22 protein-coding genes and 1 tRNA gene are annotated in these 24,142 nt (G+C 75.2%); 10 read left to right on the forward strand and 13 right to left on the reverse strand.

The annotated features are described in order from the left end of the window. The first annotated feature begins 56 nt into the window (after window positions 1–56). Window positions 57–1,457 (forward strand): M20 family metallopeptidase, encoded by a 1,401-nt coding sequence (locus ET526_RS09840; protein ID WP_135467522.1) that lies wholly within the window; start codon window positions 57–59, stop codon window positions 1,455–1,457. A 288-nt stretch (window positions 1,458–1,745) separates the two neighbouring features. Continuing rightward, on the forward strand, window positions 1,746–2,336 hold the full coding sequence (locus ET526_RS09845) for an EF-hand domain-containing protein (protein ID WP_204623589.1): 591 nt from the start codon (window positions 1,746–1,748) through the stop codon (window positions 2,334–2,336). Window positions 2,337–2,563: 227 nt separating this feature from the next. Here ET526_RS09845 and ET526_RS09850 read toward each other — a convergent pair. Continuing rightward, window positions 2,564–2,638 (reverse strand) — tRNA-Val (locus tag ET526_RS09850). 91 nt (window positions 2,639–2,729) lie between these two features. On the opposite strand from ET526_RS09850, the gene ET526_RS09855 reads away from it, so the two are divergent. Then, complete coding sequence (locus ET526_RS09855) at window positions 2,730–3,515, forward strand: DUF3108 domain-containing protein (RefSeq protein WP_135467524.1); 786 nt, start codon at window positions 2,730–2,732, stop codon at window positions 3,513–3,515. 192 nt (window positions 3,516–3,707) lie between these two features. Here ET526_RS09855 and gph read toward each other — a convergent pair whose 3' ends face one another. Beyond that, window positions 3,708–4,361: a phosphoglycolate phosphatase gene (gene gph / locus ET526_RS09860; RefSeq protein ID WP_135467525.1), complete on the reverse strand. Its 654-nt coding sequence runs from the start codon at window positions 4,359–4,361 to the stop codon at window positions 3,708–3,710. A 150-nt stretch (window positions 4,362–4,511) separates the two neighbouring features. Here gph and glmU point away from each other — a divergent pair, with 150 nt between their 5' ends. From glmU to ET526_RS09875, 3 genes are all read left to right on the forward strand, one after another. After that, entirely contained in the window at window positions 4,512–5,819 is a 1,308-nt protein-coding gene (gene glmU, locus ET526_RS09865; protein WP_135467526.1) for a bifunctional UDP-N-acetylglucosamine diphosphorylase/glucosamine-1-phosphate N-acetyltransferase GlmU, read from the forward strand. Then, a complete protein-coding gene (gene glmS / locus ET526_RS09870; RefSeq protein WP_135467527.1) occupies window positions 5,819–7,642 on the forward strand; it encodes a glutamine--fructose-6-phosphate transaminase (isomerizing) in 1,824 nt (607 codons plus the stop codon). Before glmU ends, glmS begins: the two co-directional genes overlap by 1 nt. A 121-nt stretch (window positions 7,643–7,763) precedes the next feature. Then, window positions 7,764–8,735 (forward strand): Bug family tripartite tricarboxylate transporter substrate binding protein, encoded by a 972-nt coding sequence (locus tag ET526_RS09875; protein ID WP_158295551.1) that lies wholly within the window; start codon window positions 7,764–7,766, stop codon window positions 8,733–8,735. A gap of 339 nt (window positions 8,736–9,074) precedes the next feature. Here the strand turns inward: ET526_RS09875 and ET526_RS09880 are convergent, their stop codons facing one another. Both ET526_RS09880 and ET526_RS09885 read right to left on the reverse strand, forming a co-directional pair. Then, window positions 9,075–10,250 (reverse strand): UxaA family hydrolase, encoded by a 1,176-nt coding sequence (locus tag ET526_RS09880; protein ID WP_135467529.1) that lies wholly within the window; start codon window positions 10,248–10,250, stop codon window positions 9,075–9,077. Window positions 10,251–10,266: 16 nt separating this feature from the next. After that, window positions 10,267–10,551, reverse strand: coding sequence for a UxaA family hydrolase (locus ET526_RS09885; protein ID WP_135467530.1), 285 nt, complete (start codon window positions 10,549–10,551; stop codon window positions 10,267–10,269). Window positions 10,552–10,693: 142 nt separating this feature from the next. Here ET526_RS09885 and ET526_RS09890 point away from each other — a divergent pair, with 142 nt between their 5' ends. Both ET526_RS09890 and ET526_RS09895 read left to right on the forward strand, forming a co-directional pair. Continuing rightward, entirely contained in the window at window positions 10,694–11,428 is a 735-nt protein-coding gene (locus tag ET526_RS09890) for a GntR family transcriptional regulator (protein WP_135467531.1), read from the forward strand. 186 nt (window positions 11,429–11,614) lie between these two features. After that, window positions 11,615–11,938, forward strand: coding sequence for an ankyrin repeat domain-containing protein (locus ET526_RS09895; RefSeq protein WP_135467532.1), 324 nt, complete (start codon window positions 11,615–11,617; stop codon window positions 11,936–11,938). 15 nt (window positions 11,939–11,953) lie between these two features. On the opposite strand, the gene ET526_RS09900 is transcribed toward ET526_RS09895, so the two are convergent. The 8 genes from ET526_RS09900 to ET526_RS09935 all read right to left on the reverse strand — a co-directional run bounded on the left by ET526_RS09900 (window position 11,954) and on the right by ET526_RS09935 (window position 21,205). After that, window positions 11,954–13,465, reverse strand: a complete 1,512-nt coding sequence (locus tag ET526_RS09900) for an MFS transporter (RefSeq protein WP_135467533.1) — start codon at window positions 13,463–13,465, stop codon at window positions 11,954–11,956. A 209-nt stretch (window positions 13,466–13,674) separates the two neighbouring features. Continuing rightward, window positions 13,675–14,715, reverse strand: coding sequence for a carbohydrate-binding domain-containing protein (locus ET526_RS09905; protein WP_240048348.1), 1,041 nt, complete (start codon window positions 14,713–14,715; stop codon window positions 13,675–13,677). A gap of 249 nt (window positions 14,716–14,964) precedes the next feature. Next, window positions 14,965–16,107 carry an alpha/beta hydrolase gene (locus ET526_RS09910; protein ID WP_135467535.1) on the reverse strand — a complete coding sequence of 381 codons (1,143 nt, stop codon included), beginning with the start codon at window positions 16,105–16,107 and terminating at the stop codon, window positions 14,965–14,967. Between the two features lie 11 nt (window positions 16,108–16,118). After that, the gene (locus ET526_RS09915) at window positions 16,119–16,931 is read right to left on the reverse strand and encodes an aspartate dehydrogenase (RefSeq protein WP_135467536.1); all 813 of its coding nucleotides are present in this window, start codon (window positions 16,929–16,931) and stop codon (window positions 16,119–16,121) included. Between the two features lie 126 nt (window positions 16,932–17,057). Next, window positions 17,058–18,014 (reverse strand): acetyl-CoA carboxylase carboxyltransferase subunit alpha, encoded by a 957-nt coding sequence (locus ET526_RS09920; RefSeq protein WP_135467537.1) that lies wholly within the window; start codon window positions 18,012–18,014, stop codon window positions 17,058–17,060. Window positions 18,015–18,329: 315 nt separating this feature from the next. Then, window positions 18,330–18,629: a phosphoribosylamine--glycine ligase gene (locus ET526_RS09925; protein WP_135467538.1), complete on the reverse strand. Its 300-nt coding sequence runs from the start codon at window positions 18,627–18,629 to the stop codon at window positions 18,330–18,332. Further along, window positions 18,626–19,567 carry an NAD(+) diphosphatase gene (gene nudC, locus ET526_RS09930; protein WP_135467539.1) on the reverse strand — a complete coding sequence of 314 codons (942 nt, stop codon included), beginning with the start codon at window positions 19,565–19,567 and terminating at the stop codon, window positions 18,626–18,628. The genes ET526_RS09925 and nudC overlap by 4 nt, the downstream gene beginning before the upstream one ends. 54 nt (window positions 19,568–19,621) lie before the next feature. Next, window positions 19,622–21,205: an ABC transporter substrate-binding protein gene (locus ET526_RS09935; RefSeq protein WP_135467540.1), complete on the reverse strand. Its 1,584-nt coding sequence runs from the start codon at window positions 21,203–21,205 to the stop codon at window positions 19,622–19,624. A gap of 108 nt (window positions 21,206–21,313) precedes the next feature. On the opposite strand from ET526_RS09935, the gene ET526_RS09940 reads away from it, so the two are divergent. Together ET526_RS09940 and ET526_RS09945 are read left to right on the forward strand one after the other, a co-directional pair. Then, window positions 21,314–21,892 (forward strand): tyrosine phosphatase family protein, encoded by a 579-nt coding sequence (locus ET526_RS09940; RefSeq protein WP_135467541.1) that lies wholly within the window; start codon window positions 21,314–21,316, stop codon window positions 21,890–21,892. A 114-nt stretch (window positions 21,893–22,006) separates the two neighbouring features. Then, a complete protein-coding gene (locus ET526_RS09945; RefSeq protein WP_135467542.1) occupies window positions 22,007–22,744 on the forward strand; it encodes an ABC transporter substrate-binding protein in 738 nt (245 codons plus the stop codon). Between the two features lie 62 nt (window positions 22,745–22,806). Here the strand turns inward: ET526_RS09945 and ET526_RS09950 are convergent, their stop codons facing one another. Continuing rightward, window positions 22,807–24,087: a capsule biosynthesis protein gene (locus ET526_RS09950; RefSeq protein ID WP_135467543.1), complete on the reverse strand. Its 1,281-nt coding sequence runs from the start codon at window positions 24,085–24,087 to the stop codon at window positions 22,807–22,809. Window positions 24,088–24,142 lie beyond the last annotated feature (55 nt).

The following is a 24,142-nucleotide window of genomic DNA, read 5'->3' on the forward strand; positions in this document are numbered from 1 at the left end:
CCCGCCGCGGGCGGGTGCCGGCCGCATCCGCCCCGCAACGGCAAGGGATCGGGCAGATGGGCACACGCGAGGGCGCGCTGGCGCGCGCGGCGGCGTTCTTCGACGGCGGCGGCTTCCGCGACCTGCTCGCGGGGCTGGTCGCCATCCCCTCCACCGCGCAGGAGCCAGGCTTCGAGAAGGAGCTCGACCGCTACCTCGCCGAGGCGATCCGCCCCTGGCTCGCGCGCATGGGCTTCGAGGTCTCGATCCATCCCAACCCGCTGCCCGGCTTCGGCCCGATCCTGACCGCCGCCCGCATCGAGGATCCGGCGCGGCCGACCGTGCTGCTCTACGGCCATGGCGACACGGTGCGCGGCCTCGACGAGCAGTGGCGCGAGGGCCTCTCGCCCTGGCGGCTGACCGAGGAGGAGGGGCGCTGGTACGGCCGCGGCAGCGCCGACAACAAGGGCCAGCACGCGCTGAACCTCGCCGCGCTGGAGGCGGTGCTGGCCGAGCGCGGCGGCCGCCTCGGCTGCAACGTGAAGCTGGTGCTCGAGATGGCGGAGGAGCGCGGCTCCCGGGGCCTGCGGGAGTTCGTCGCGGCGCGGCGGGAGGCGCTGGCGGCCGACGTGCTGATCGCCTCGGACGGGCCGCGCGTGGATCCGGCGGTGCCGACCATCGCCACCGGCACCCGCGGCACCTGGCATTGCGACCTGGTGGTGGCGCTGCGCGAGGGCGGGGTGCATTCCGGCCACTGGGGCGGTCTGACCACCGACCCGGCGATCCGCCTCGCCCACGCCCTGGCGAGCATCGTGGATGCGCGGGGCAGGATCCTGGTGCGGGACTGGCTGCCGCGGAACGGCGTGCCCGCCGCGGTGCGCGCGGTGCTGGAGGGCTGCCCGGTCGGCGGCGGCGAGGGCGCGGCCACCATCGACGAGGGCTGGGGCGAGCCCGGCCTGACCCCGGCCGAGAAGATCTACGGCTGGAACAGCTTCATCGTGCTCGCCATGCTCAGCGGCAGGCCGGAGAACCCGGTGAACGCCGTGGCGCCGGACGCCCGCGCCCACTGCCAGATCCGCTACACCGTGGACACCGACCCGGAGGGCTTCGCCCCGGCGCTGCGCCGCCATCTCGACGCGCAGGGCTTCGGCGACGTGCGGGTGGAGAACCCCTTCGTCCGCATGCCGGCGAGCCGCACCGCCCCCGATCACCCCTGGGTGCGCTGGGCGCAGGAGAGCATGCAGCGCAGCCTGGCCAAGCGGGTGCAGATCATCCCCAACAGCTCCGGCGGGCTGCCGGGCGACGTGTTCGTGGACCATCTCGGCGTGCCGCTGGTCTGGGTGCCGCACAGCTACAATGGCTGCAAGCAGCACGGGCCGGACGAGCACCTGCTGGTCGGCCCGGCGCGGGAGGGGATCCTCGCCTTTGCCGGCCTGTGGTGGGACCTCGGGGAAGGGGGCACGCCGCCGCGGCGCTGAGCCGTTCCCACTCGGCGGCGGGTGCGGGAACGGCTCCGGCCCATCGGTTGCGGGGCAGAGTCACGCTCCCGGCCGGTTCCGGCCCTCCGCGATCCGCTCTGGCGCCCGGTCCGTGGGGGCGTCCTCGCCGCAGCGGTGGACCGCTTGCCCGACAGGAAGCGGGCAGGCCAAGCCGCGGGGCGGCGGCGCTGTTACGCTTCCTCACGCGGCGCGGGCCCCGCGGCAATGCGGGCGTTACACGGCGCCCGCACTGTCTCCCCGGGCCGAAAGGCCGAAGAGGAGAGACGCATGATGAGGAAGACGACCGCCGCCCTGCTCGGTGGCGCGCTGCTGGCCGCGACCGCGCTCCCCGCCCTGGCGCAGCCTGGGCCGGGCCCCGGCGGGCCGATGATGGGGCCGGGCGGCCCGCGCATGGAGATGCCGCGCGGCCCCGGCCATCATCACGGCCACCACCACGGGCGCGGCGGCGCGGCGCGCGGCTTCATGATGGGCGAGATGTTCGCCCGCGCCGACGCCAACAACGACGGCCGGGTGACGGAGCAGGAGGCCTGGGCCTTCGTGCAGGCCCGCTTCGCGGAGATGGACCGCGACCGCGACGGCGCCGTGACGCCGGAGGAGGTGCGCGCCTGGTGGGAGCAGCGCACGGGCCGGCCGATGTCGCCGCGGGCCGAGCAGCGCGCCGCGACCATGTTCCGCGCCCTCGACGCCAACCGCGACGGCCGGGTGACGCTGGAGGAGATCCGCCCCATCGCCGGCGCGATGTTCCGCGTGCGGGACCGCAACAACGACGGCGTGCTGACCCGCGACGAGGTGCTGCCCGCCCCGCGCCCCGCCCAGGGGCCGGCGGGCGGCCCGCCGCCCGCGCCGCAGCAGCGCTGAGCCCGGACGGCGCCGCCCCGCGCAGGGCGGCGCCGCACCGAAGGCCGGGAGCGCGATCCGCTCCACGAGGCTGCCGCGCCGTTGCCGCGGGCGGGGCCGGGCGGCGCGATCCCCGCAACCGGTTCACGCATCCGCCCCTTGCCCGCGCGGCTGACCCGCCGCTCTGGCGTCAGCGTCTCCGCGCACGGTGGCGGGCGCCCCGCATGGCATGGAAAGGGAAGGGGGAATGGTGGGCGCGGCAGGGATTGAACCTGCGACCCCCCGCGTGTGAAGCGGATGCTCTCCCGCTGAGCTACGCGCCCGGAGAGGCAGCGGGATAGGAGGGTAGCGGGGCGGTGTCAAGCCGCGCCGGGCCGCTTGGCGGGGACGGGGAGTGGCGCCCATATCGGGGCCATGCGCCGCGCCCTGCCGCTCGCCTGCCTCGGGCTTCTCCTGCTTCCCGCCGTTGCCGGCGCCGCCCCCTTCACCGCCCGCTACGAGGTGCGCGCCGCCGGCCTGCCGCTGATGCGCGGCGAGGTGGTGTTCGACCTCGGCGAGGCCGAGTACCGCCTCAGCGGCCGCCTGCGCGCCGTGGGCCTCGTCGGCCTGGTGGTGGGCGGCGGGCAGGAGAGCAGCGTCGAGGGCCGCTGGCAGGGGGCGCGGCCGGTGCCGCGGCACTTCCGCAGCGAATCCACCTGGTACGGCCGGCCGCAGCGCGTGGCGATGGACTACCCCGTGCCCGGCCGGCCGGAGCCGCGCCTGCTCGACCCGCCGGTCCTGCCCGACCGCGAGCCGGTGCCGCCGGAGCTGCGGCACGGCACCATGGACAGTCTTTCCGCCCTCGCCAAGCTGACCCGCGCCGTGGCGCTCACCGGGCGCTGCGACGGCGCGGTGGCCACCTTCGACGGGCGCTGGCGCACCGACATCGCCGCGCGCAGCCTGGGGACCGAGCGCATCCCCGAGGCCGGGGAGGCGCTGCGCTGCGCCCTGGAGGGGCGGATGCGCGCCGGCTGGCGCAGGGACCGCGACCCCGCCGACGCCGCCCGCCCGCACCCCGCCACCGCCTGGCTCGCTTCGCTCGGCCCGGGCGGGACGCCGGTGCCGGTGCGCGTGGACGTGCCGAGCCGCTGGTTCGGCTTCTTCCGCATCGTGCTCGTCGGGCTGGAGCCGGGCGGGGAGGGTCATGCCAGATCCCCCTGAGCGCGGCCCGCGCCCGCCGCGCGTGCGGCGACGCCGGCGCGGACCCCGGTCGAGCGGGTCCGCCCGAACGGGGGAAGAGGCCCGCACGACCAGCGAGCCGGAGCATGCTCCGTGGGCCAGGGCGAGCGGACCATGCCCCGGGGCGCGCCGGCGTCCGGGGGCGGATCGGGCGCGCTCCGCGAGACCTGAGCATTACCCCGGCACCAGCCGCTCCAGCAGCGCCGGCAGCGCCGCCGGCGCCGGCGCCACCAGCGCCGCGCCCTCGGCCATCGCCGGCGGGCCGTAGCCCCAGGCGGCGAACAGGCAGGGCAGCCCGGCGCCCCGTGCCGCCAGCACGTCGTTGCGGTGATCCCCGATCATCGCCGCGCGCCCCGCCTCCCCGCCCGCCGCGCGCAGCGTGGCGAGGAGATGCGCCGGGTCGGGCTTGCGCACGGGGAAGCTGTCTCCCCCGCCGATCGCGGCGAAGCATCCGGCGAGGCCGAGCGCGCCGAGCAGCGCCTCGGTCGCCGCCACCGGCTTGTTGGTGCAGATGGCGAGGCGCCAGCCGGCCTGCCGCAGCGCCGCCAGCGCCTCCGGGATGCCGGGGAAGGGCCGCGTCTTGACCGCCGCATGGGCGGTGTAGTCGGCGGTGAAGCTGGCCAGCGCCGCCGCATCGAAGGGCCGGCCGCGGGCGGCGAGCGCCCGTTCGACCAGCGCCTTCACCCCGTCGCCGATCATCCCCACCACCTCGGCGCGGCGGAAGGGCGGCAGGGAGAGGCGGGCCATCAGCCGGTCGAGCGCGGCGTGGAGGTCGGGCGCGCTGTCCACCAGCGTACCATCGAGGTCGAAGACGGCGGTGCGGGGCATGTCCCACCCTGGCCCCTCCGGGCCGGGCGCGCAACGCGGGGGGACCACACGCCGCGCTTGCAACGGCGGCGGCGGCCGGTCACATCCGGCAACGCTTCTTGACCGCGCCGGGCTTGCCCGCGGCCGGACGCCAGGGGAGATCATGGGCCCATGCCAGCCGCCGCCATCATCCTCGCCGCCGGTCTCGGCACCCGCATGCGCTCCGCCCTGCCCAAGGCGCTGCACCCCCTGGCAGGGCGGCCGATGCTCGGCCACCTGATCGCCGCCTGCGAGCGGGTGTTCGAGCGCATCGTCGTGGTCGTCGGGCCGGACATGCCGGCGCTGGAGCGGGCCGCCGCCCCCCACGCCACCGTGGTGCAGGCCGAGCGTCTCGGCACCGGCCACGCCGCGCTGCAGGCGGCGCCGCTGCTGCGGGGCTTTCCGGGCGACGCCGCCGTGCTCTACGCCGACAACCCGCTGATCGGGGAGGGGACGCTGCGCCGCCTGCTGGCCCGGCGGGGGCGCGCCGGCCTCGCCCTGCTCGCCATGCGCCCGGCCGACCCCGGCCGCTACGGCCGGGTGGTGCGGGAGGCGGACGGCTCGGTTGCGCGCATCGTCGAATGGGCCGACGCGACCGAGGCCGAGCGCGCCATCGGCCTGTGCAACGCCGGGGTGGTCTGCGCCCCGGCTGCCGACCTGTTCCGCTGGCTCGGCGAGGTGCGCCCCGACAACGCCCGCGGCGAGTACTACCTCACCGACATCGTGGCGCTGGCCCGCGCCGAAGGCGTGCGGGTGGAGGCCGAGGAGGCGGAGGAGGAGGAGCTCGCCGGCGCCAACAGCCGCGCCGAGCTGGCGGCGCTGGAGGCGCGGCTGCAGGCGCGGCTGCGCGCCGCGGCGATGGAGGGCGGCGCCACCCTGGTCGCGCCGGAGACGGTGTTCCTCTCCTGGGACACGCGCCTCGGCCGGGACGTGACGGTGGGGCCCAACGTGGTCTTCGGCCCCGGCGTCACGGTGGAGGACGGGGTGGAGATCCGGCCCTTCAGCCATCTCGAGGGCTGCGTGGTGCGCCAGGGCGCCGTGATCGGCCCCTTCGCGCGGCTGCGCCCGGGCACCGAGGTCGGGCGCGGCGCCCATGTCGGCAATTTCGTGGAGCTGAAGGCGGCGCTGCTGGAGGAGGGGGCGAAGGCCAACCACCTCAGCTATCTCGGCGATGTCCGGGTCGGCGCACGGGCCAACATCGGCGCCGGCACCATCACCTGCAACTACGACGGCGTCGCCAAGCACCGCACCGAGATCGGCGCCGGCGCCTTCATCGGCAGCGACACCGCGCTGGTCGCGCCGGTCCGCGTGGGCGCGCGCGCCCTGGTCGCCGCCGGCAGCGTCATCACCGAGGACGTGCCGGAGGACGCGCTGGCGATCGCGCGCGGCCGGCAGGCGATCAAGCCCGGTCGGGGCTTCAGGGGGAAGGGCGGGCACTGATGTGCGGCATCGTGGGCGTCGTGGGCAGGGGCGAGGCCGCGCCCCTGCTGCTGGAAGGGCTGCGCCGGCTGGAATACCGCGGCTACGACAGCGCCGGCATCGCCACGCTGGTGAACGGCCACATCGAGCGCCGCCGCGCCGAGGGCAAGCTCGTCAACCTCGCCGCGGTGCTGGAGCGCGAGCCGCTGCCCGGCACCACCGGCATCGGCCACACCCGCTGGGCCACGCACGGCGCGCCGACCGAGCGCAACGCCCACCCCCACGCCACCCGGCGCTGCGCCGTGGTGCACAACGGCATCATCGAGAACCATGCCGAGCTGCGCGCCGAGCTGGAGCGCGCCGGCGTCGCCTTCGAGACCGAGACCGACACCGAGACCTTCGTCCGCCTGCTCGACGCCAACCTGGCCCAGGGCATGGAGCCGCGCGCGGCCTTCGCCGCGGCGCTCAGGCGCGTGCACGGCGCCTTCGCGCTGGCCGCCATCTTCGCCGGCCATCCGCGGACGCTGCTGGCGGCGCGGCAGGGCGCGCCGCTCGCCGTCGGCTTCGGCGAGGGCGAGATGTTCGTCGGCTCCGACGCCCTGGCCCTCGCCCCGCTCACCCGCCGCATCGCCTATCTGGAGGAGGGCGACTGGGCGGAGGTGGGCGCCGAGGGGGCGGCGTTCTTCGACGCCCGCGGCGAGCGGGTGGAGCGCCCGGTGGTGGTCACCGCCGTCTCCGGCGCCGCGGTCGGCAAGGGCAACTACCGCCACTTCATGGAGAAGGAGCTGCACGAGCACCCGGCGGTGCTCGGCGACACGCTGCGCCAGTACCTCGACCCGAAGACGCTGGAGGTGCGCCTGCCGCGTCTGCCCTTCGACCCGGCGCGGGTGCCGCGGCTGACCATCTCCGCCTGCGGCAGCGCCTTCCTCGCCGGCCTGGTCGGGCGCTACTGGATCGAGCGCCTGGCGCGGCTGCCGGTGGACGCCGACATCGCGAGCGAGCTGCGCTACCGCGACCCGCCGCTGCCGGAGGGCGGCGGCGCGATCCTGGTCAGCCAGTCCGGCGAGACGGCGGACACCCTCGCCGCGCTGCGCCTGCTGCGCGAGGGCGGGCAGCGCGTGCTCTCGGTGGTGAATGTGCCGGAATCCTCGATGGCGCGGGAGAGCGACGGCTGCGTGCTGACGGTGGCGGGGCCGGAGATCGGCGTCGCCTCCACCAAGGCCTTCACCGCGCAGCTTGCGGTGCTGGCCTGCCTCGCCGTCGGCTTCGGGCGGGCGCGGCGGGAGCTGACCACCCTCGACGAGGGGCGGCTGACCCAGGCGCTCCTGGAGGTGCCGGGCAACGCCGCCGCCGTGCTGGAGCAGGACGCGCAGATCCGGGAGCTGGCGGCGGAGGTGGCGAAGGCGCGCGACGTGCTGTTCCTCGGCCGCGGCAGCCTCTACCCGATCGCGCTGGAAGGCGCGCTGAAGCTGAAGGAGATCAGCTACATCCACGCCGAGGGCTACGCGGCGGGGGAGATGAAGCACGGGCCCATCGCGCTGATCGACGAGAGCGTGCCGGTGGTGGCGCTCTGCCCCACCGGACCGCTGTTCGAGAAGACGATGAGCAACCTGCAGGAGGCGGCGGCGCGCGGCGGGCGCATCCTCGCCTTCACCGACGAGGACGGGGCCGGGCCGCTCTCCCGATTCGCCGAACGGGTGACGGTGCTGCCTAAGGTGGGGGCCTTCTCCACCCCCATCCTCTACGCCATCCCGGTGCAGCTCCTCGCCTACCATGTCGCCGTGCTGAAGGGCACGGACGTGGACCAGCCGCGCAACCTGGCGAAGTCGGTGACGGTGGAGTGATCGCGGGCCCCGGCGGGGCGATGCCGGCTATGGCATCCGCCGCCGCTGGGGTATGGTTCGGCGGGAAGAATGGCTGCCCCGCTCCCTGGCGGGGCGCCGCCGAAACCAGGGAAATGTCCGCATGCCGACCCGCCGCCAAGCCCTCTCCCTCGCCCTCGCCGCCGGCCTCGCGCCCTCGGCCCTCCGCGCGCAGTCCTGGCGGCCGACGCGGCCGGTCCGGATGATCGTTCCCTTCGCCCCCGGCGGCTCGAACGACATCGTCGGCCGGATCATCGCGGAGACGGCGGCGCAGACCCTCGGCCAGCCGATCGTCATCGAGAACCGCGCCGGCGCCGGCAGCGTGGTCGGCGCCGAGCATGTCGCGCGCGCCGCGCCGGACGGGCATACGGTGCTGATCAACAGCGCCCATGCGACGGTGCCCGCGATCGTCGCGCGGATGCCCTACCACCCGGTCAACGACTTCGTCGGCGTCGCGGTGGCCGGCTTCTCGCCGCACGTGCTGGTGGTCAACCCGCAGCTTCCGGCGCGCACGGCGCAGGAGCTGGTGGCGCTGCTGAAGTCCAGCCCCGGCCGCTACAACCTGGCCTCGGCCGGGCTTGGCAGCGGCGTCCACCTGGCCGGGGAGCTGCTGCGCACCATCGCCCAGGTGGAGGTGGAGATCGTACACTACCGCGGCGGCGGCCCGAGCGTCGTCGCCCTGGTCGCCGGCGAGGCGCAGGTCGGCACGCCGACCATGGCCTCCTCCATCGGGCAGATCCGCGGCGGGGGGCTGCGCCCGCTCGCGGTGCTGGCCGAGCAGCGCAGCCCGGCCCTGCCCGAGGTGCCGAGCGCGCCGGAGGCCGGCCTGCCCGGGCTGATCCACGAGGAGTTCTTCCCCATCCTCGCCCCCGCCGGCACGCCGGCGCCCGCGGTGGCGGCGCTCGGCGCCGCCTTCCGGGGCGCCATCCAGCAGAACGCCGCGCGCCTCAACGAGATGGCCGGGGTCACGCCGCGCGAGGGCTTCGACACCCCCGAGCAGGTGATGACCCTGGTGCGCGAGGGGGTCGAGCGCTACACGGCGATCCTGCGCGCGGCGGGGGTGCAGCCCGAATAGGGCGGAGCGGCGCCGGGACGGATCGCGGAGGGCTGGAAACGGTCGGGGGCGTGACTCCACGGCCGTTTCCGCGACCGCGGCCGCGAGGAAACGGCGCCAGGGCAGATCCCGTTCGGGCGGCCTCGCCCGGACGGGTGAGGGTGCCCGCGCGATCAGCGGGCCGGGGCATTTGCCGTCAGCCAGGGCGAGCGGAACATGCCCTGGCGCCCGATCCACGAGGGTGGGAGCGCCGGAGCGGCGACCCGGCCGCCCGATGAAGGGCGGAGGCGTGATCCGACGAGGCGGATCACGCCGCAGGGTGCCGCGGGAAGGGGCGCCCCTCCCGCGGCCGCGGCCCGCTCAGGCGCTCTCGTAGAGGCGCGTCATCACGAACTCCCGGTGGCCGAGCACCTCGGCCGCCGTCAGCTCGCCGTCGGCGGTGCGCAGGATGCAGTCGAGCAGCGCCTCGCCCGCCTCGTCCATGTTCATCCGCTTCTGCAGCAGGCCCGTCACGTCGAGGTCGATGTGCTCGGACATGGTGCGCTGCGTGCGCGGATTGGCGGTGATCTTGATCACCGGCAGGATCGGGTTGCCGATGACGTTGCCCTGCCCGGTCGGGAAGGTGTGCACGGCGAAGCCCGAGGCGGCGCAGAGCGTGACCATCTCGGCGGCCGCGCTCGACGAATCCATGAACCACAGGCCGGGATGGGTCGGCGTCTCGGCCTTGTCGAGCACGCCGTCCACGGTGCACTTCTTGCCGATCTTCTGGATGTTGCCGAGCGCCTTCTCCTCGATGGTGGTCAGCCCGCCCTCGATGTTGCCCTTGGTCGGCTGGCTCTCGGAGAGGTCGTTGGTCTTGTTGGCCTCGATCACGCGCTGGTAGCGGTCGAACATCGCCATGAACTTCTCGCGGATCTCGGGCGTGCGGCAGCGCGCGGCCACCAGGTGCTCGCCGCCCGTGATCTCGGAGGTCTCGCCGAAGACCAGCGTGTTGCCGTTCTCCCACAGCTTGTCGAAGGCGTTGCCGACGGTGGGGCAGGAGGCGAGGCCCGAGGTGGTGTCGCTCTCCCCGCACTTGGTGGAGACCCAGAGCTCCTCGAGCGGCGCGCGGGTCTTCTTCAGGCGGGAGGCGTGCTTCACCATCCGGTAGGCGGCGCGCGAGGCGCTGGCGATGGTGTTGATGTCGCCGTTCTGCTCGATGGCGAAGCCCTCGACCGGCTTGCCGCTCTTGGCGATGCCCTCGACCAGCCGCCCGGTCCAGCCCGGCTCGATGCCGATCACGACCACGCCCGCGACGTTCGGGTTGCGGCCGACGCCGATCAGGGTGCGGAAGTGCAGCTCCAGGTCGGCGCCGAATTGCAGCCGCCCGTAGCTGTGCGGCAGCGCCAGCGCGCCCTTGATGTTGTTCGCCACCGCCTCGGCCGCGGCGTTGGAGAGGTCGTCCACCGGCAGGATGACGACGTGGTTGCGCACGCCCATCCGCCCGTCCTCGCGCCGCCAGCCCTCGAAGGTCGCGTTCTTGAGGTTCATGCCCATGCTCGCGCCCTCCCTCTCACCAGCGCTTGGTCTTGACGTTGTGCACGTGCAGGTGCTCGCCGGCGCCGATGTCGGCGATGGCGCGGCCGATGTCCACGCCGTACTTGATGATGGTGTCGCCCTTGCTGATCGGCTTGATCGCCAGCTTGTGGCCGATCGGGATGTCCGACCTGGCGTCGAACTCGATCATCTTGTCCTGATCCATGATCCAGCCGGTGAGCTTCTGGCCGGCCTTCAGGCCCTCCACCACCACCACGCCCACGCTGTCGCCCTCGTCGTGGACGACGAAGTGGATCGTCATCGCGCCCTCCCTTCCCCGGTTCGCGGCTGGCCCGCGATCGCCCGAGGCGGGATGCCGGGGGCCTGGATCGCCGGGTCCAACTGGGACGTCCACCCTAGGGGGCGCTTGACGGGCGGTCAACTAGATGACCTAGATCATCTACATGAATGCCGAGCCGCCCCTCTGGCGCACCATCCACGCCGCCCTCGCGCGCGACCTCGCCGAGGGCGCCTTCCCCCCCGGCACGCCGCTGCCGGCCGAGCGGACGCTCGCCGCGCGCTTCGGCTGCGCCATCGGCACCGTGCGCCGCGCGGTGGACGAGCTGGTGGCCGCGCGCGCCCTGGTGCGCCGCCAGGGCAGGGGCACCTTCGTCCCCGACCTCGGCGGCGACGCCGCGGCGGCCGACCGTACGCAGTTCTACTTCTTCCACATCGCCCGCGCCGACGGGCTGCGCGAGACGCCGCGCACCGAGATGCTGGACTTCGCCTCGCCGCTGCCCTGCCCGGAGGAGCATGCGGGCCCGCTCGGCCTCGCCCCGGGCGCGCCGATGCACCGCGCGCAGAACCTGCAGCACCTGCAGGAGCGCCCGGTGATGGTGGAGGAGCTGTGGCTGCCCGAAAGCCTCTTCCCCGGCCTCGACGCCGCCGGCTTCGCCGGGCGCGAAGGCACGGTCTACGGCCTGTTCCAGCGCCGCTTCGGCATCTCCGTCCTGCGCACCGAGGAGCGGCTGCGCGCCGAGGCCGCCGCCCCCGACATCGCCGCGCTGCTCGGCCTGCCGCCCGCGCATCCGGTGCTGCGCATCCGCCGCGTCGCCTACGCCATCGGCGACCGCCCGGTGGAGCTGCGCCTGTCCTGGGCGGATACGCGCGCGCACGAGTACTTCAACCGCCTCGACTGAGGCCGGATCCCGCCGGGCGCGACCCACGCCCGCGGCAGCGGCGGAATGACGCCGCTGTGCCTTGGTCCGCCGGTCGCCGCCGTCCTAGGCTCCGCCGCGCGACGGGGCGCAGGCGCCGCCGCAGGGCGCCGCAAGGGCTCGCCGCGACAAGGGCCCGCGCCCCGGTCGGGAGAGGAACGACTCAAGATGAGACAGCAGGCCGACAAGGCGGCCGAGATGCTCTCGGCCGCGCTCTGCGGGGACATCGCCCGGCTGCGGGAGCTGCTGCCCCCCACCGGCGACCCGGCGGAGGACGGCCCGCTCGGCGTGCCGGACTGCGTCACGCCGCTGATGGCCGCCGCCGCCTGCGGGCACGAGAAGGTGGTGGAATACCTGCTGCAATGCGGCGCCGATCCCTCGCGCCGCGACCGCCGCGGCCGCACCGCCGCCTACTACGCGCGCTGCAACGGCCACCCGCACCTCGCGGAGCGGCTCGATACCGTGGTGGACAAGGAGAAGATCATCTGGTGAGGCGGGCGGCGGGGCTCACACCCGCCGCACCGGCACCCGCCATGCCAGCCAGGCGCCGAGCGCGGCCAGCGCCGCCGCCATCAGGAAGCCGACCCGGAAGGCGAGGGAGAGGCCCTCCTGCAGCGCCTGCCGAGTCGCCGCCGGCAGGGTGGGCAGCAGCGCCGCGCCCTCCCGCACCAGCCGCCCGAACAGCTCCGCCACCTGTGGATCGCCCGCCGCCAGCGTGCCGAACAGCGCCCCGCCGAGCAGCGTCGTGCCCACTGCCGCACCGAGGGTGCGCGCATACTGCACCGAGGCCGCCGCGGCGCCGAGCCGCGCCGGTCCCGCCGCCACCTGCACCGTGATCTGCGACACCGGGTAGGAGCAGCCGAGCCCGAGCCCCGCCGCCGCGAAGGCCCAGGCGAGCTGGGCATCCGACAGCGCGGGCGCGGCGAGCGCGATCGCCCCGAGCGCCAGGGCGGCGAGGCCGAGCCCCGCCCCCGCGATCGGCGCGGCGAGGCCGGTGCGCGCCATCAGCCGCCCCGCCGTCAGCCCGCCCGCGCCGCTGCCGAGGGAGAGCGGCAGCAGCATCGGCCCCACCTCGCTCGGCGTCAGGCCGCGCACGCTCTGCAGGTAGAGCGGCAGGAAGGTGACCAGCCCGACCACCGCGCCGTGGCCGCAGGCGGTGAACAGGTTGCTGCGCAGGATGGTGGGCTCGGCCAGCAGCGGCAGCGGCAGCAGCGGGTCGCGCGCGCGCCGCTCCCGCCGCAGCAGCAGCCAGAGCGCGAGCCCGGCCGCGGCGGCGAGCCCCGCCACCCCCGGCAGCGCCTCGGCCGAGAGCAGCCGCGCCTGCGCCAGCGCCAGCAGCGCCGGCGCGACGAAGGCGGCGAAGAGCAGCGCGCCCGGCAGGTCGAAGCGGAAGCCCGCGTGGCGGGCGCCGGGGCGCGGCGGCAGGCGCAGCGCCAGCAGGAAGGCCAGCGCCGCCGCCGGAAGCTGCGCCCAGAACACGGCGCGCCAGCCGGCCGCCTCGGTCAGCCAGCCCCCCGCCACCGGCCCGAGCGAGGAGGCGAGGACGAAGGTGCCGGCGATCCAGGCCTGGAAGCGCCCGCGCTCCCTGGGCGGGATCGCCTGGCCGATGATCGCCATGGTGAGCGTGGTCAGGCCGCCGCCGCCCGCCCCCTGCAGCAGCCGCCCCGCCATCAGCCAGGCGAAGGAGGGGGCGGTGGCGGCCACGGCCGTGCCGGCCAGGCTGAACAGCAGCGCCACCAGCAGCAGCCGCCGCAGCCCGAACACGTCCCCGAGCCGACCATAGACCGGGGCGGCGACGGTGGCGGCGATCAGGTAGCCGACCACCACCCAGGAGATCCCCTCCACCACCCCGAAATCCCCGGCGATGGCGGGCAGCGCGGTGGCGACGATGGTCTGGTCTATGGCGCCGAGCAGGATCGCCACCGCCACCGAGGGGAAGACGCGGAAGAAGGCGCGGCGCAGCTCGGCCGGCGTCATCGGCGGAGGGGCGGGGGCGCTCCCGGCGTCGCGCGGGGTCATGCGGCGGGGCGGCGGCGTGGCATGGGGGGATCATGCCCCGGCGCGGCGGTTTGGCCAGACCCCCCGGCGCATGGCTGGCGCCTGATCCGCGGAGGCGCTCGCCGGAGCGGCGAAGCAGCTGCCCGAGGTGGGGCGAAAGCGTGATCCGAAGGGGAGGAGCACCCTGCACCGCGGGAGGGCGATGGGCGCACCCTCCCGCGGACAACGCGTCAGAGCAGCACGGCGTCCCGCGCCGCGTCGCTCACCGTGAAGGCGCCGCCCCACCAGGTCGCGCCGAGCGCCTCGTTCGGCACCTCGTTGTAGGTGGCGGAGGTGACGTAGAGGTTGCGGTCGGTCTCCGGCGTGCCGTGCCAGAGGTCGTTGAGGAAGGTCACCTCCACCAGGTGCTCGCCCGGGCCCCAGTCGCCGCGCAGCACCACCGTGTCGCTCGCCCCGCTGGCGCGCTCGGCGGTGGCGGCGAACACCTCCCCGACCTGGCGGCCGTTCACGCGCACGGTGTAGAGCGCATCGCCGAGATAGCTGTCCTGGCTGACCTGCAGCACCAGCGTGTCGGCGCCGGCCCCGGCCTCCAGCCACGCCCCCGCCGCGGCCTCCGGCGCCGGCGCCACGCCTTCGGGCTGCGGCGGCGGCGTGGCGCCGCTGGCGAGCGGGGCCAGGATCTCCGTCAGGCTCTCGCCCAGGCGCTGCCCGACCAGCCTGGCATCGGCATCGCCCATGTGGCTCGATCCGGGGAAGCCGTCGCCGTCCATGCGGAGGCCCTGGGCGGCATGGGAGATCGAGGCGTTGAACGCCGGATCGGCGGCGAGCTCGCGCATCCCCTCGCCGATCGGCTGCCAGTTCCTGCCGTGGGGATACTGCACGGGGACGAAGAGGTAGGGCGTGGTGGCGGCGTCCTGGCCGAGCGCGCCGCGCACCAGCGCCGCATCGGCGCGCACCGCCGCCGTCCAGTCCGCGGCGGTGAAGGAGAGGCCCTGATCGTACTCGTTGTGCATCCACAGGGTGAGGGTCGGGTTGGCCTTCACCTCCGCGGGCAGTGCCTCGATGTGGCGCAGCAGGCTCTGCTGCTGCCCGCCCGAATCCCACTTCATGAAGGCGGTGGCGGAGTGGATGGTGCTGGTGGGCGTGCCCCATTCGGCGATGAGGTGCACATTGACGCCGAGCGCCTGTTCCAGCGCCCGCTCCAGCGCGTGTGCGCCGCCGCGGTCGACGAACAGCAGCGCGTTGCTCTGCCCGCGCACGAGAACATTCACATCCTGCAAGAACAGCCCTCCTGGCGATGCTGCGCACCGGCGCGTGCGGCGCGCCGGCGACAGGCCGATGGTGCGGAATGGCCGCATGCGGCAGGAACGCCGCGCGGCGTGCCGGCGGGATGGCGGAGGCGCCCTCTGGCGCGGGGCATCCCGGTCGTGGCCGGCGGCGCAGACTGGCCGCGGCGGCGGCGGAGGGTCAACCCGCCGGCGCGCACAAGGCCGCGAGAGGCGCCGCCGCGCGCTGCAGGATCAGGTGCTGCGCGCCGCGCGCAGGAAGTCGAGCAGCAGCGTGCTCACGCGCTCCGGCTGCTCCTGCTGCACCCAGTGGCCCGCGCCCTCGACGAGGTGGCAGCCGATCATGCGCGCGCAGGCGGCGGTCTGCATGCGCTCGAGCGCGCCGGGCACCTGGTGGATTCCCCAGTCGCTGCGGCCGGCGATGAACAGCGAGGGCACCTCGATGCGCAGGCCGGAGAAGATCTGCATCTCCGCCTCGAACAGGCCCGAGGTGCGGCAGCGGTACCATTGCAGCCCGCCCTGGAAGCCGGTGCGCGCGTATTCGGCGGAGTAGACGCGGAGTTCCTCCTCCGGCAGCCAGCGGCAGGCGGCGATCTCCTCGGGCGAGGGCATGTGGTGCGCCACCGTCTCCGCCATCGTCTCGCCATGATCCATGATGTAGTAGGTCGGCATCTTCGCCAGCTCCTCCGCGGTCCAGCCGGCGAGGGGGAAGGGGCGGTTCTCCTTCCAGTCGGCGCTCTTGTGGTGGAAATAGGCGCGCAGGAAGGCGTGCACGCCCTGCGGCGCGCGCCACATGTCCGCGTTCGCCTCGCGCGTCGAGTAGTACCACTGGTAGTGCTTGCGCGGGCGCGGCAGGGCGGCGAGCGCGGCGTGGATGTCGGGGCGCGGCGCCTGCGGGCCGGAGGTGAGGGCGGGCGGGCCCTGGAAGGGCGCGCTCATCAGCGCGCAGGCGCGGAAGATGTCCGGGCGCACCAGCGCGCACCAGGCGGCGACCGAGGCGCCGAAATCATGGCCGATCACCGCCTCCACATGGTCGCGGCCGAGCGCGTGCAGCAGCCCCATCATGTCGCGCACGAGGTTGAGCAGGCGGAAGGGCGCGAGGTCGCCGTCGTACTCGGCGCTCCATCCCGTGGTGCGGCCGTAGCCGCGCTGGTCGGGCGCGACCACGTGGTAGCCCGCCGCGGCCAGCGCCGGCATCACCTTGCGCCAGGAATAGGCGAGTTCCGGGAAGCCGTGCAGCAGCAGCAGGCAGGGGCGGCCCGCCTCCTCGAAGCCGGCCTCCAGCAGGTGCATCCGCAGGCCGTTGATGCCCTCCGCGAAGCGTGCGCGCACGCCCCGCGGCAGCACCGAGCGGTCGAGTGGTTCAAGGTCCGTCATCGCCGCCTCCCTCAGCTTCCGACCTTGAGGGTGCTGGTCATGCCGCGGAGGCAGGCGAGGATCGAGAGCGGGGTGATCCTGCCGGTCCGCGGATTCTCCTCGGAGGGCACGTTCTCGATCGTCATGGTCAGGCGCGCCGCCGCGGCCTCCACCCGGATCGTGTGCATGTTGCGCGACACCGACGGGTCCGCCCAGATCTGCACCCGCGTGCGCTCCGGCCCGATGCCGGCCAGCGCCAGGGCGGCGGCGACGTTGACGTTGGCGGGGAAGCCGCGCGCGGCGTCGAAGGCGTTCCCCTCGAAGACGCGCACCGGCTCCCGGATGCCGAGGAGCGTCACCCTGTTCTCGACCAGGTAGGGGGCGCCCTCCAGCCCTTCCGGCGGCTTGCGCGTCTCGATCGTCACGCTCTCCACCGCGTCCTCGGCGGCGGCCCGCACGGCGTCGAGGCCGAGCAGCGCGCCGGTCGGCACCACGATGCGGGCGCCGCTCCGCCGCGCCTCCTCCACGAGGTGCATCCGCGGCAGGAGGGCCCCGGCGCTGCTCGCGACCAGGATCCGCCCCCGCGCGATGGCGGGCCGCGCGATCTCCTCGAACACGGAGGCAGGGGCCGCCTCCACGACGATGTCGGCATGCTCCGCCAGGTCGGGCAGCGGCACGATGGCGGGCGGGTGGCGGAACGCCGCGACCGTCTCCTGCGCCTTCCGCCGGTCGCGCGCCGACACCGCGACCAGGCGCAGCCCCTCCACGCCCGCGTCGAGGGCCCGCGCCAGCCGGCCGCCGATGGCCCCGAGCCCGCCGATCGCAACCGTCAGATGCCTCGCCATGCCGCTCTCCTCGCCTGGGGCATGGCCGGGGCGTCATGCCCCGGAGAGGGGGGCAGGGGTCCCGGCCGCGCGCGGGCAGCATAGCCCCGCGCCGCCGCCCCCGGCGAGTGGGGGGGAGGAGCGGCCCTACAGCACGCTGTTGCGGCCCATCTCCAGGAACTTCTCGCGCCGCCGCGCGCGCAGCGTCGCCGCGTCGAGGGCGAGCAGCGGCTCCAGGCAGGCCTGCACCTGCTGCCCGACGGCGGCGATGGCGGCGGCCGGGTCGCGGTGCGCGCCGCCCATCGGCTCCGGCACCACCGCGTCCACCAGGTTGAGCCGGCGCAGGTCCTCCGCGGTCAGGCGCAGCGCCTCGGCGGCCTGGGGTGCCTGGGCGGCGTCGCGCCAGAGGATGGAGGCGCAGCCCTCCGGCGAGATCACCGAATAGACCGCGTGCTCGAGCATCAGCACCCGGTCGGCGGCGGCGAGCGCGATGGCGCCGCCCGAGCCGCCCTCGCCGATGATGGTGGCGACGAAGGGCACGGGCGCCTCCAGGCAGGCCTCGATGGAGCGCGCGATCGCCTCCGCCTGGCCGCGCGCCTCGGCCTCGATGCCGGGAAAGGCGCCGGCGGTGTCCACGAAGGAGAGGATGGGCAGGCCGAAGCGGCCGGCCAGCTCGATGATGCGCCGCGCCTTGCGGTAGCCCTCCGGCCGCGCCATGCCGAAATTGTGCCGCACCCGGCTTTCCGTGTCCTTGCCCTTCTCGGTGCCGAGCACGGCGACGGCGCGGCCGCGGAAGCGGCCGATGCCGGCGAGCACCGCCTTGTCGTCGGCGAAGGCGCGGTCGCCGGCGAGCGGCGTCCATTCCGTGACCAGGGCGGCGACGTAGTCGCTGGCGTGCGGACGGTCGGGGTGGCGGGCGACCAGGGTCTTCTGCCAGGGGGTGAGCTTCGCGTAGGTGGTCTTCAGCAGCGCCTGCGCCTTGTCGCGCAGCCGCGCCACCTCCTCGGCGACGTCGATGCCGCCCGCATCCGTGGTGCGGCGAAGCTCCTCGATCTTGCCCTCGAGCTCGGCGATGGGCTTCTCGAAATCCAGGAAGTGGCGCATGGGGGGCGGGGGTTAGCCGAAAACCCCTGGTTGCGGAAGCGGCGCGGGCGGCCGGAGCCGCCCGGCGGATCCGTTTCACGACGACATCGGAAGCGGGCTCCACGAAGATTGGGCAACGCCGTATCCTCGGCGCCATGCATGAGGGGGCGGGGCGATGCCGGGCGCGGCGCTGCCGCCCCTCGCGCCGGGGCGGCGCTGAGGCGGCTGCCCGGCCTGATCCTGGCGGCCTCGGCGGTGAAGCTGGCCCGGCGCCAGCGCCCGATCCGCGGCGGCGCCCTCGCCGACGCGGCGGATCGGTCGCCCGGCGAGGGTCGGTCAGCGCCGGCGCAGCGGCTCCACCCCGCCCGGCAGGGTGAGGCCGGCGCGGCGCAGGCAGTCGCGGTAGGCGCGCTGCTCCAGCACGCTGCGCTCCTCGGCCAGGCGCTGCTGGTTCGCGGGATCGAAGGGGTTGGCCTGGCGGTCGAGGGCGCGGATCTCCGGGGCGCGCCGCGCCTCGGCGCGGCAGGCGCGGTGGGCCGGCGTGTCCTCCCCGGGCGGCAGGGCCGGGCGCGTGGCGGTGCGGGCGCAGCCGGCGAGCAGCAGCAGCGCGCAGAGGGCGGGAAGGAGGCGGGTCATGATGCCTGGGCCAGCCAGTCCTCGATCAGCCGCCGCGCGATCGAATCCGGGCGGGGCAGGGCGAAGCCGTGCGCCTTCGGGTCGCGCAGCTCCGCCGGGGCGAACCAGCGCGCATCGCGCAGCTCCTGCGGATCTATGCGGATCTCCTCGCTCAGCGCCTCGGCGTGGAAGCCGAGCATGATGGAGGAGGGGAAGGGCCAGGGCTGGGAGGAGTGGTAGCGCACCGCGCCCACCTCGATCCCCGCCTCCTCCCGCACCTCGCGGCGCACCGCCTCCTCCAGGCTCTCGCCCGGCTCCACGAAGCCGGCGAGCGTCGAGTACATGGCGGTGTGGGGGAAGCGGTGGGAATGGCCGAGCAGGCAGCGCTCGCCGCGCACCACCAGCATGATCACCGCCGGGTCGGTGCGCGGGAAGTGCTGCGCGCCGCAGCCGGTGCAGAGCATCACGTGCCCGGCCGAACGCGGCTCGCAAAGGTTGCCGCAGACGCCGCAGAAGCGGTGCTTCGTGCGCCAGTGCATCAGCCCGCGCGCATGGGCGAGCACCGCCGCCTCGCCCTCCGGCAGCAGGCCGGCGACGGTGCGGAGGTCGGTGAAGCCGATGCCGTCCCACCCGTCCCCCCGCGGCAGCAGGGGCAGCGGGTCGTCGGCGGCGGAGCAGTCCACGGCGAAGACCGGGCGCCGCTCCCAGAAGCCGAGGAAGCTCCACGGCCCCCCGGCCATGCGCACCGCCTCGGCGGCGGCGCCGGTCAGCAGCACCGCCTCCGGGTGGCCCTCCTGCACGCCCTTCATCAGGCTGCGCGCGCGCCAGACCGGGACGAAGAGCGTGTCGGGGTCGGCCAGCGCGGCGGCGATGAAGGCCTCGTCCTCGCGCCGGTCGGCGGCGCGGTCGAGCGGGCTGCCGGTGTAGGCGTTGGGCCGGCTGGCGGGGATGGAGAGCATGCGGGCGCGACCGTGCCACGCGGCGCGGCGGGCGGCAACCGGCGGCGCGGCGGGTCATGCCTTGCTGACGTTCCAGAACACCGGCACCGGCCCCTTCAGGATGCCGCTCAGGCTGCTGCGCCAGGCGGCGGAGGGCAGGTACTGGCCGAGCGGGATGAAGGGCACGGTCTCGAAGGCGCGGGCCTGGATCCGCTCGGAGAGGCGCATCATCTCCGCCTCGTCGGTGCTGTCGATCCAGGCGTCGCGCATCGCCTCCATCTCCGGGTCGTGCGGCCAGCCGAACCAGGCCTTCTCGCCGTTGCCGCGCAGGTTGGTGGCGAAGAGCGGGTCGCGGTACTCTGCCGCCGGGAAGCCGGCGGGGAAGATGGACCAGCCGCCACGGTCCAGCGGCTCGCGGTTGGTGCGCCGCTGCACCACCGTGCCCCAGTCCATCGCCTGGTCGTCCACGGTGATGCCCACCCTGCGGAAGGCCGCCGCGGCGACCAGCGACATGGCGTCGTAGAAGGTCTGGTCGGTCGGATGCATGAAGACGACGCGCTCGCCGCCGTAGCCGGCGGCGTCGAGCATCGCCTTCACCGCGTCGGTGCCGCGGCGGTGGCGGACGTTCTCCATCCCCGCCTCGTTCTCGGAGGGCGTGCCGGGCAGGAAGAAGCCGACCGGGGCGCGGAACAGCGAGCGGTCGCCGCCCATCGCCGCCAGCATCACCTCCTCCTGGTCGATGGCGGCGAGCATGGCGCGGCGCACGCCGGGGTTGGCGGTGGGGCCGTGCAGGTGGTTGGGCCTGAGGGCGCCGAAGGTGCCGTATTCGTCGATCCGCCCCACCACCACGCCGCGCGCGCGGCGCAGCCGCGGCAGCAGGTCGGGCAGCGGCTGGTCGATCCAGTCCACCTCGCCGCTGATCAGGGCGTTGGCGGCGGTGGCGGGGTCGGGGAGGAAGTGCCACTCCACCCGGTCCACCTTCACATGATGCCCGCCGGCGGCGTGGCTCGGCGGCTCGTCGCGCGGGCGGTAGCGGTCGAACCTGGCGAACACGGCGCGGCTGCCCGGCACGTATTCCTCGGCCACCCAGCGGAAGGGGCCGCTGCCGACGATCTCCGGCACCTGGCGGTAGGGATCGGTCTCGGCCAGGCGCGTCGGCATGATCACCGGGCTCGGCTGGGTCTTGGCCAGCGCATAGGGGAGGGAGGCGAAGGGCTTGCTTAGGCGAATGACGACGGTGCGGTCGTCCGGCGCCTCCAGCGCGTCGAGCCGCGCGGCGATGGTCTGGCCGATCTGGTCGCGCACCATCCAGCGCCTGAGCGAGGCGACGACGTCGCGCGCCAGCACCCGCTCCCCGTCGTGGAACACCATCCCCTCGCGCAGCCGCAGGGTCCAGCGGCGGGCGCCGTCCTCCACCTCGTGGCCCTCGATCATCAGCGGCCGGGGGACCAGATGCTCGTCGCGGCCGTAGAGCGTCTCGAACAGCATGGTCGCGGCGTTGCGCGTGACCACGGCGGTGGTCCAGACCGGATCGAGGCTGGCGAGGCTCGCCTGCGGCACGTGGATCAGCACCTTGCCGCGGCTGGCGAGGGCTGGGCTGGCGAGGCCTGGCGCGGCGGCGAGGGCCGCGCCCCCGAGCAGGAACTGGCGACGCTGCATGGCGGTTTCCTCCCGCCGGGGATCTGCCGCCCCGGCTCCGTGCCCGAGTGTTCCCCGCGGGCGCGCGGCGGGCAACACTCGCGGCATGGTCGGTGCAGGAGTGACACGGTGGACACCATCGCCCCCTTCAGGATCAGCGTCTGCGGCATCGAGGAGCTGGCCGGCCATTGCGAGACCGGCGTCAGCCACGTGCTCTCCATCCTCGATCCGGACTGGCCGGTGCCGGAGGCCTTCGGGGCCTTCGGCGAGCACGCGAAGCTGGAGCTGCGCTTCCACGACGTGATCGAGGAGGGGCTCGGCGGGCTGGCGCCGCAGCCCGAGCACGTGGCCGGGCTGCTCGCCTTCGGGCGCGACCTCATGGCCGAGCCGCCGCCGGAGGCGCACCTCCTGGTGCACTGCCATGCCGGGGTGTCGCGCTCCACCGCCTCCATGGCGCTGATCCTCGCCCAGGCGCTGCCCGAAACCCCCGCCGAGGCGATCCTCGGCGAGGTGCTGCGCATCCGCGACAAGGCCTGGCCGAACCTGCGCATCCTGGAGATGGGGGATGCCATGCTGGGGCGCGGCGGCACGCTGGTCGCCGCGGCGCGCGGCATCTACCGGCTGCAGCTCGAGCGCCGTCCCTGGCTGGCGGAGCGGATGAGCGCGGACGGGCGCGGGCGGGAGGTGGCGGCGGCCCGCGCGGCCTGAGCTCCGCGCCCCGCCGCTTGCCGGCGCGCGGCAGGCGCGGTGTAATCCCGCCGCCTCCGGCGCGGCGCGGGCGGCCCGCGCCCCTGCCCGCACCCCGACAGACGGAGCCCGCCCATGTCCCCCGACATCCTCGCCCAGCTCGCCCCGACAGGGGTGCTCCGCGCCGCGATCAACCTCGGCAATTTCCTGCTCGTCACCGGCCGCAGCCCCGCGGGCGAGCCCGAGGGCGTCTCGCCCGACATGGCGCGCGCCATCGCGGAGCGGCTCGGCGTGCCGGTGCGCTACGTGACCTATCCGCGGCCGGGCGAACTCGCCGACGCGGCGGGCACCGGCGCCTGGGACATCGGGCTGATCGGGGCGGAGCCGCAGCGGGCGGAGAGGATCGCCTTCACCGCCGCCTATGCCGAGATCGAGGCGACCTACCTGGTCCCCGCCGGCTCGCCCATCCGCTCCATCGCCGAGGTGGACCGGCCCGGCGTGCGCATCGCCGTCACCGCGCGGGCGGCCTACGACCTCTGGCTCGAGCGCAACATCCGCCACGCCACCCTGGTGCGCACGGACAGCCTGGACAGCGCCTTCCGGACCTTCGTGGACCAGGGGCTGGACGCGCTGGCCGGCCTGCGCCCGCGCCTGCTCGCGGATGCGGAGGCCCTGCCGGGGTCGCGCCTCCTGGAGGGGCGCTTCACCGCCGTGCAGCAGGCGATCGGCACCGCGCGCGGCAACGAGGCCGGGGCGGCCTTCCTGCGCGACTTCGTGGAGGAGGCGAAGGCGAGCGGCCTGGTCGCGCGGCTGATCGAGCGCCACGGGGTGCGCGGCCTTTCCGTCGCGCCGGCGGCGCGGGACGGGGGCTGAGGCGGCGGCCGCGCCGCCTTCCGATCGCGACGGCCGGAAACGGCCGGGAGCGCGGCTCCTCTCTAGCCGGGCAGCGCCGCCTCCTCCCCCTCCGGCAGCGGGACGTTCACCGCGCCGAGGTGCAGGCGCCGCACCGTCCCCGCCACCGCCGCGTCGAGGCCCGGCCGCCGGTAGTACACGCCGCGCACGTGCAGGCAGGCGGCGATGGCGCGCAGGAAGGCCGCGGTCAGCGCCGGGTCGGGCGGCGGCGCCTCCCGCCAGAACGCATCGAGCGGCCCGCGCCAGACGAGGCCCTCGACGCCGTAGATCGCCCGCCCAAGCGCGCAGGTCGCCCGCCCCATGGCGATGGAGCGGATGCCGACCGTGCTGTTGACGGTGACGACGCCGCGGCAGGCCTCGATCACCGGGTCCATGTGCAGCGCGCCGTCGAGGACATGCACCCGCCCCTCCACGCCCGAGGCGGCGGCGATGCGGCGGATGCGCCGCCCCCAGGCCTTCAGCCCCGGATCGAGCGGATGCACCTTCACCAGCAGGTGCGCCTCCGCCGCCGCGCCGCGCGCGAAGCTCTCCACCGCCAGCGCGATCGCCTCGTCGTTGCTGCGGAAGTCGGAATAGGCGCGGATGGAGTAGTCGTTCTCCATCTGCATGGCGAAGAGGTAGAGCGGCCCCCGCCCGCGCAGCGCGTCGAGCGCCGCCGCCGCGCGCCGCGTGTCCCGCCCGCGCCTGAGCAGCCGCAGCGCGGTGCCGAGATAGGCCGGGATCGGGTGGTGCAGCAGCCAGGTCTCGTAGTGGCGGAACGGGAAGGGCAGCAGGTTCGCCAGGTGGAAGGCCACGTCCCACGCCGCCTGGCGCGGGAAGCTGTCGGCGAAGCGCGGCGTCATGTCCGGGGCCGGGCAGGCGGCGGCGAGGGCGCGGATCGCCGCCGGCTCGCGCGGGAAGCGGCTCTCCGCGCCCATCCCGTCGCGCTCCAGCACGACCCAGTCGGGGCGGATGTAGCCGAAATCGGTGACGGTGACGGCGATGCCGCGCGCCCGCGCCGCCTCGATGGCGATGCGGTGATAGGCGCGCTGCTCGCCGAGCAGCACGAGGTCGGTGATGGCGTGGCGGTCGAGGAAGGCGCCGACGAATCCGGGCCAGTCCCGCAGCCGGCCGCGGAAGTCCACCGCGCCAGGGCCGCGCCAGAACAGCCGGTCGCCGAGGCAGAGGTTGATGCGGTGCGCGGCGTGGCCGAGCGCGCGCAGCCCCGCCGCCACCTCGGCGAAGAAGGGCGAGACGGGGCCCTGCAGGAACAGGAAGCGGCGGGGCGGCGGCGGCCGCTCCGGCACGGGGAGGATCACGTTCATCGGGAGTACCGCACGGATCAGGAATCTTCCGATTTCGCACCGATCATGGCAGGAT

This window comes from Crenalkalicoccus roseus, from assembly GCF_004761865.1.
Taxonomy (GTDB): Bacteria; Pseudomonadota; Alphaproteobacteria; order Acetobacterales; family Acetobacteraceae; genus Crenalkalicoccus; species Crenalkalicoccus roseus.

Coding starts and splice junctions, on each gene's coding strand:
- ET526_RS09890 (WP_135467531.1), top strand. CDS start 10,694: ATGAATGCCGAGCCGCCCCTCTGGCGCACCATCCACGCCGCCCTCGCG.
- nudC (WP_135467539.1), bottom strand. CDS start 19,567: ATGCTCTCCATCCCCGCCAGCCGGCCCAACGCCTACACCGGCAGCCCG.
- ET526_RS09925 (WP_135467538.1), bottom strand. CDS start 18,629: ATGACCCGCCTCCTTCCCGCCCTCTGCGCGCTGCTGCTGCTCGCCGGC.
- gph (WP_135467525.1), bottom strand. CDS start 4,361: ATGCCCCGCACCGCCGTCTTCGACCTCGATGGTACGCTGGTGGACAGC.
- ET526_RS09875 (WP_158295551.1), top strand. CDS start 7,764: ATGCCGACCCGCCGCCAAGCCCTCTCCCTCGCCCTCGCCGCCGGCCTC.
- ET526_RS09920 (WP_135467537.1), bottom strand. CDS start 18,014: ATGCGCCACTTCCTGGATTTCGAGAAGCCCATCGCCGAGCTCGAGGGC.
- ET526_RS09840 (WP_135467522.1), top strand. CDS start 57: ATGGGCACACGCGAGGGCGCGCTGGCGCGCGCGGCGGCGTTCTTCGAC.
- ET526_RS09945 (WP_135467542.1), top strand. CDS start 22,007: ATGTCCCCCGACATCCTCGCCCAGCTCGCCCCGACAGGGGTGCTCCGC.
- ET526_RS09880 (WP_135467529.1), bottom strand. CDS start 10,250: ATGGGCATGAACCTCAAGAACGCGACCTTCGAGGGCTGGCGGCGCGAG.
- ET526_RS09885 (WP_135467530.1), bottom strand. CDS start 10,551: ATGACGATCCACTTCGTCGTCCACGACGAGGGCGACAGCGTGGGCGTG.
- ET526_RS09900 (WP_135467533.1), bottom strand. CDS start 13,465: ATGACCCCGCGCGACGCCGGGAGCGCCCCCGCCCCTCCGCCGATGACG.
- ET526_RS09935 (WP_135467540.1), bottom strand. CDS start 21,205: ATGCAGCGTCGCCAGTTCCTGCTCGGGGGCGCGGCCCTCGCCGCCGCG.
- ET526_RS09915 (WP_135467536.1), bottom strand. CDS start 16,931: ATGGCGAGGCATCTGACGGTTGCGATCGGCGGGCTCGGGGCCATCGGC.
- glmS (WP_135467527.1), top strand. CDS start 5,819: ATGTGCGGCATCGTGGGCGTCGTGGGCAGGGGCGAGGCCGCGCCCCTG.
- ET526_RS09855 (WP_135467524.1), top strand. CDS start 2,730: ATGCGCCGCGCCCTGCCGCTCGCCTGCCTCGGGCTTCTCCTGCTTCCC.
- ET526_RS09895 (WP_135467532.1), top strand. CDS start 11,615: ATGAGACAGCAGGCCGACAAGGCGGCCGAGATGCTCTCGGCCGCGCTC.
- ET526_RS09950 (WP_135467543.1), bottom strand. CDS start 24,087: ATGAACGTGATCCTCCCCGTGCCGGAGCGGCCGCCGCCGCCCCGCCGC.
- ET526_RS09845 (WP_204623589.1), top strand. CDS start 1,746: ATGATGAGGAAGACGACCGCCGCCCTGCTCGGTGGCGCGCTGCTGGCC.
- ET526_RS09910 (WP_135467535.1), bottom strand. CDS start 16,107: ATGACGGACCTTGAACCACTCGACCGCTCGGTGCTGCCGCGGGGCGTG.
- glmU (WP_135467526.1), top strand. CDS start 4,512: ATGCCAGCCGCCGCCATCATCCTCGCCGCCGGTCTCGGCACCCGCATG.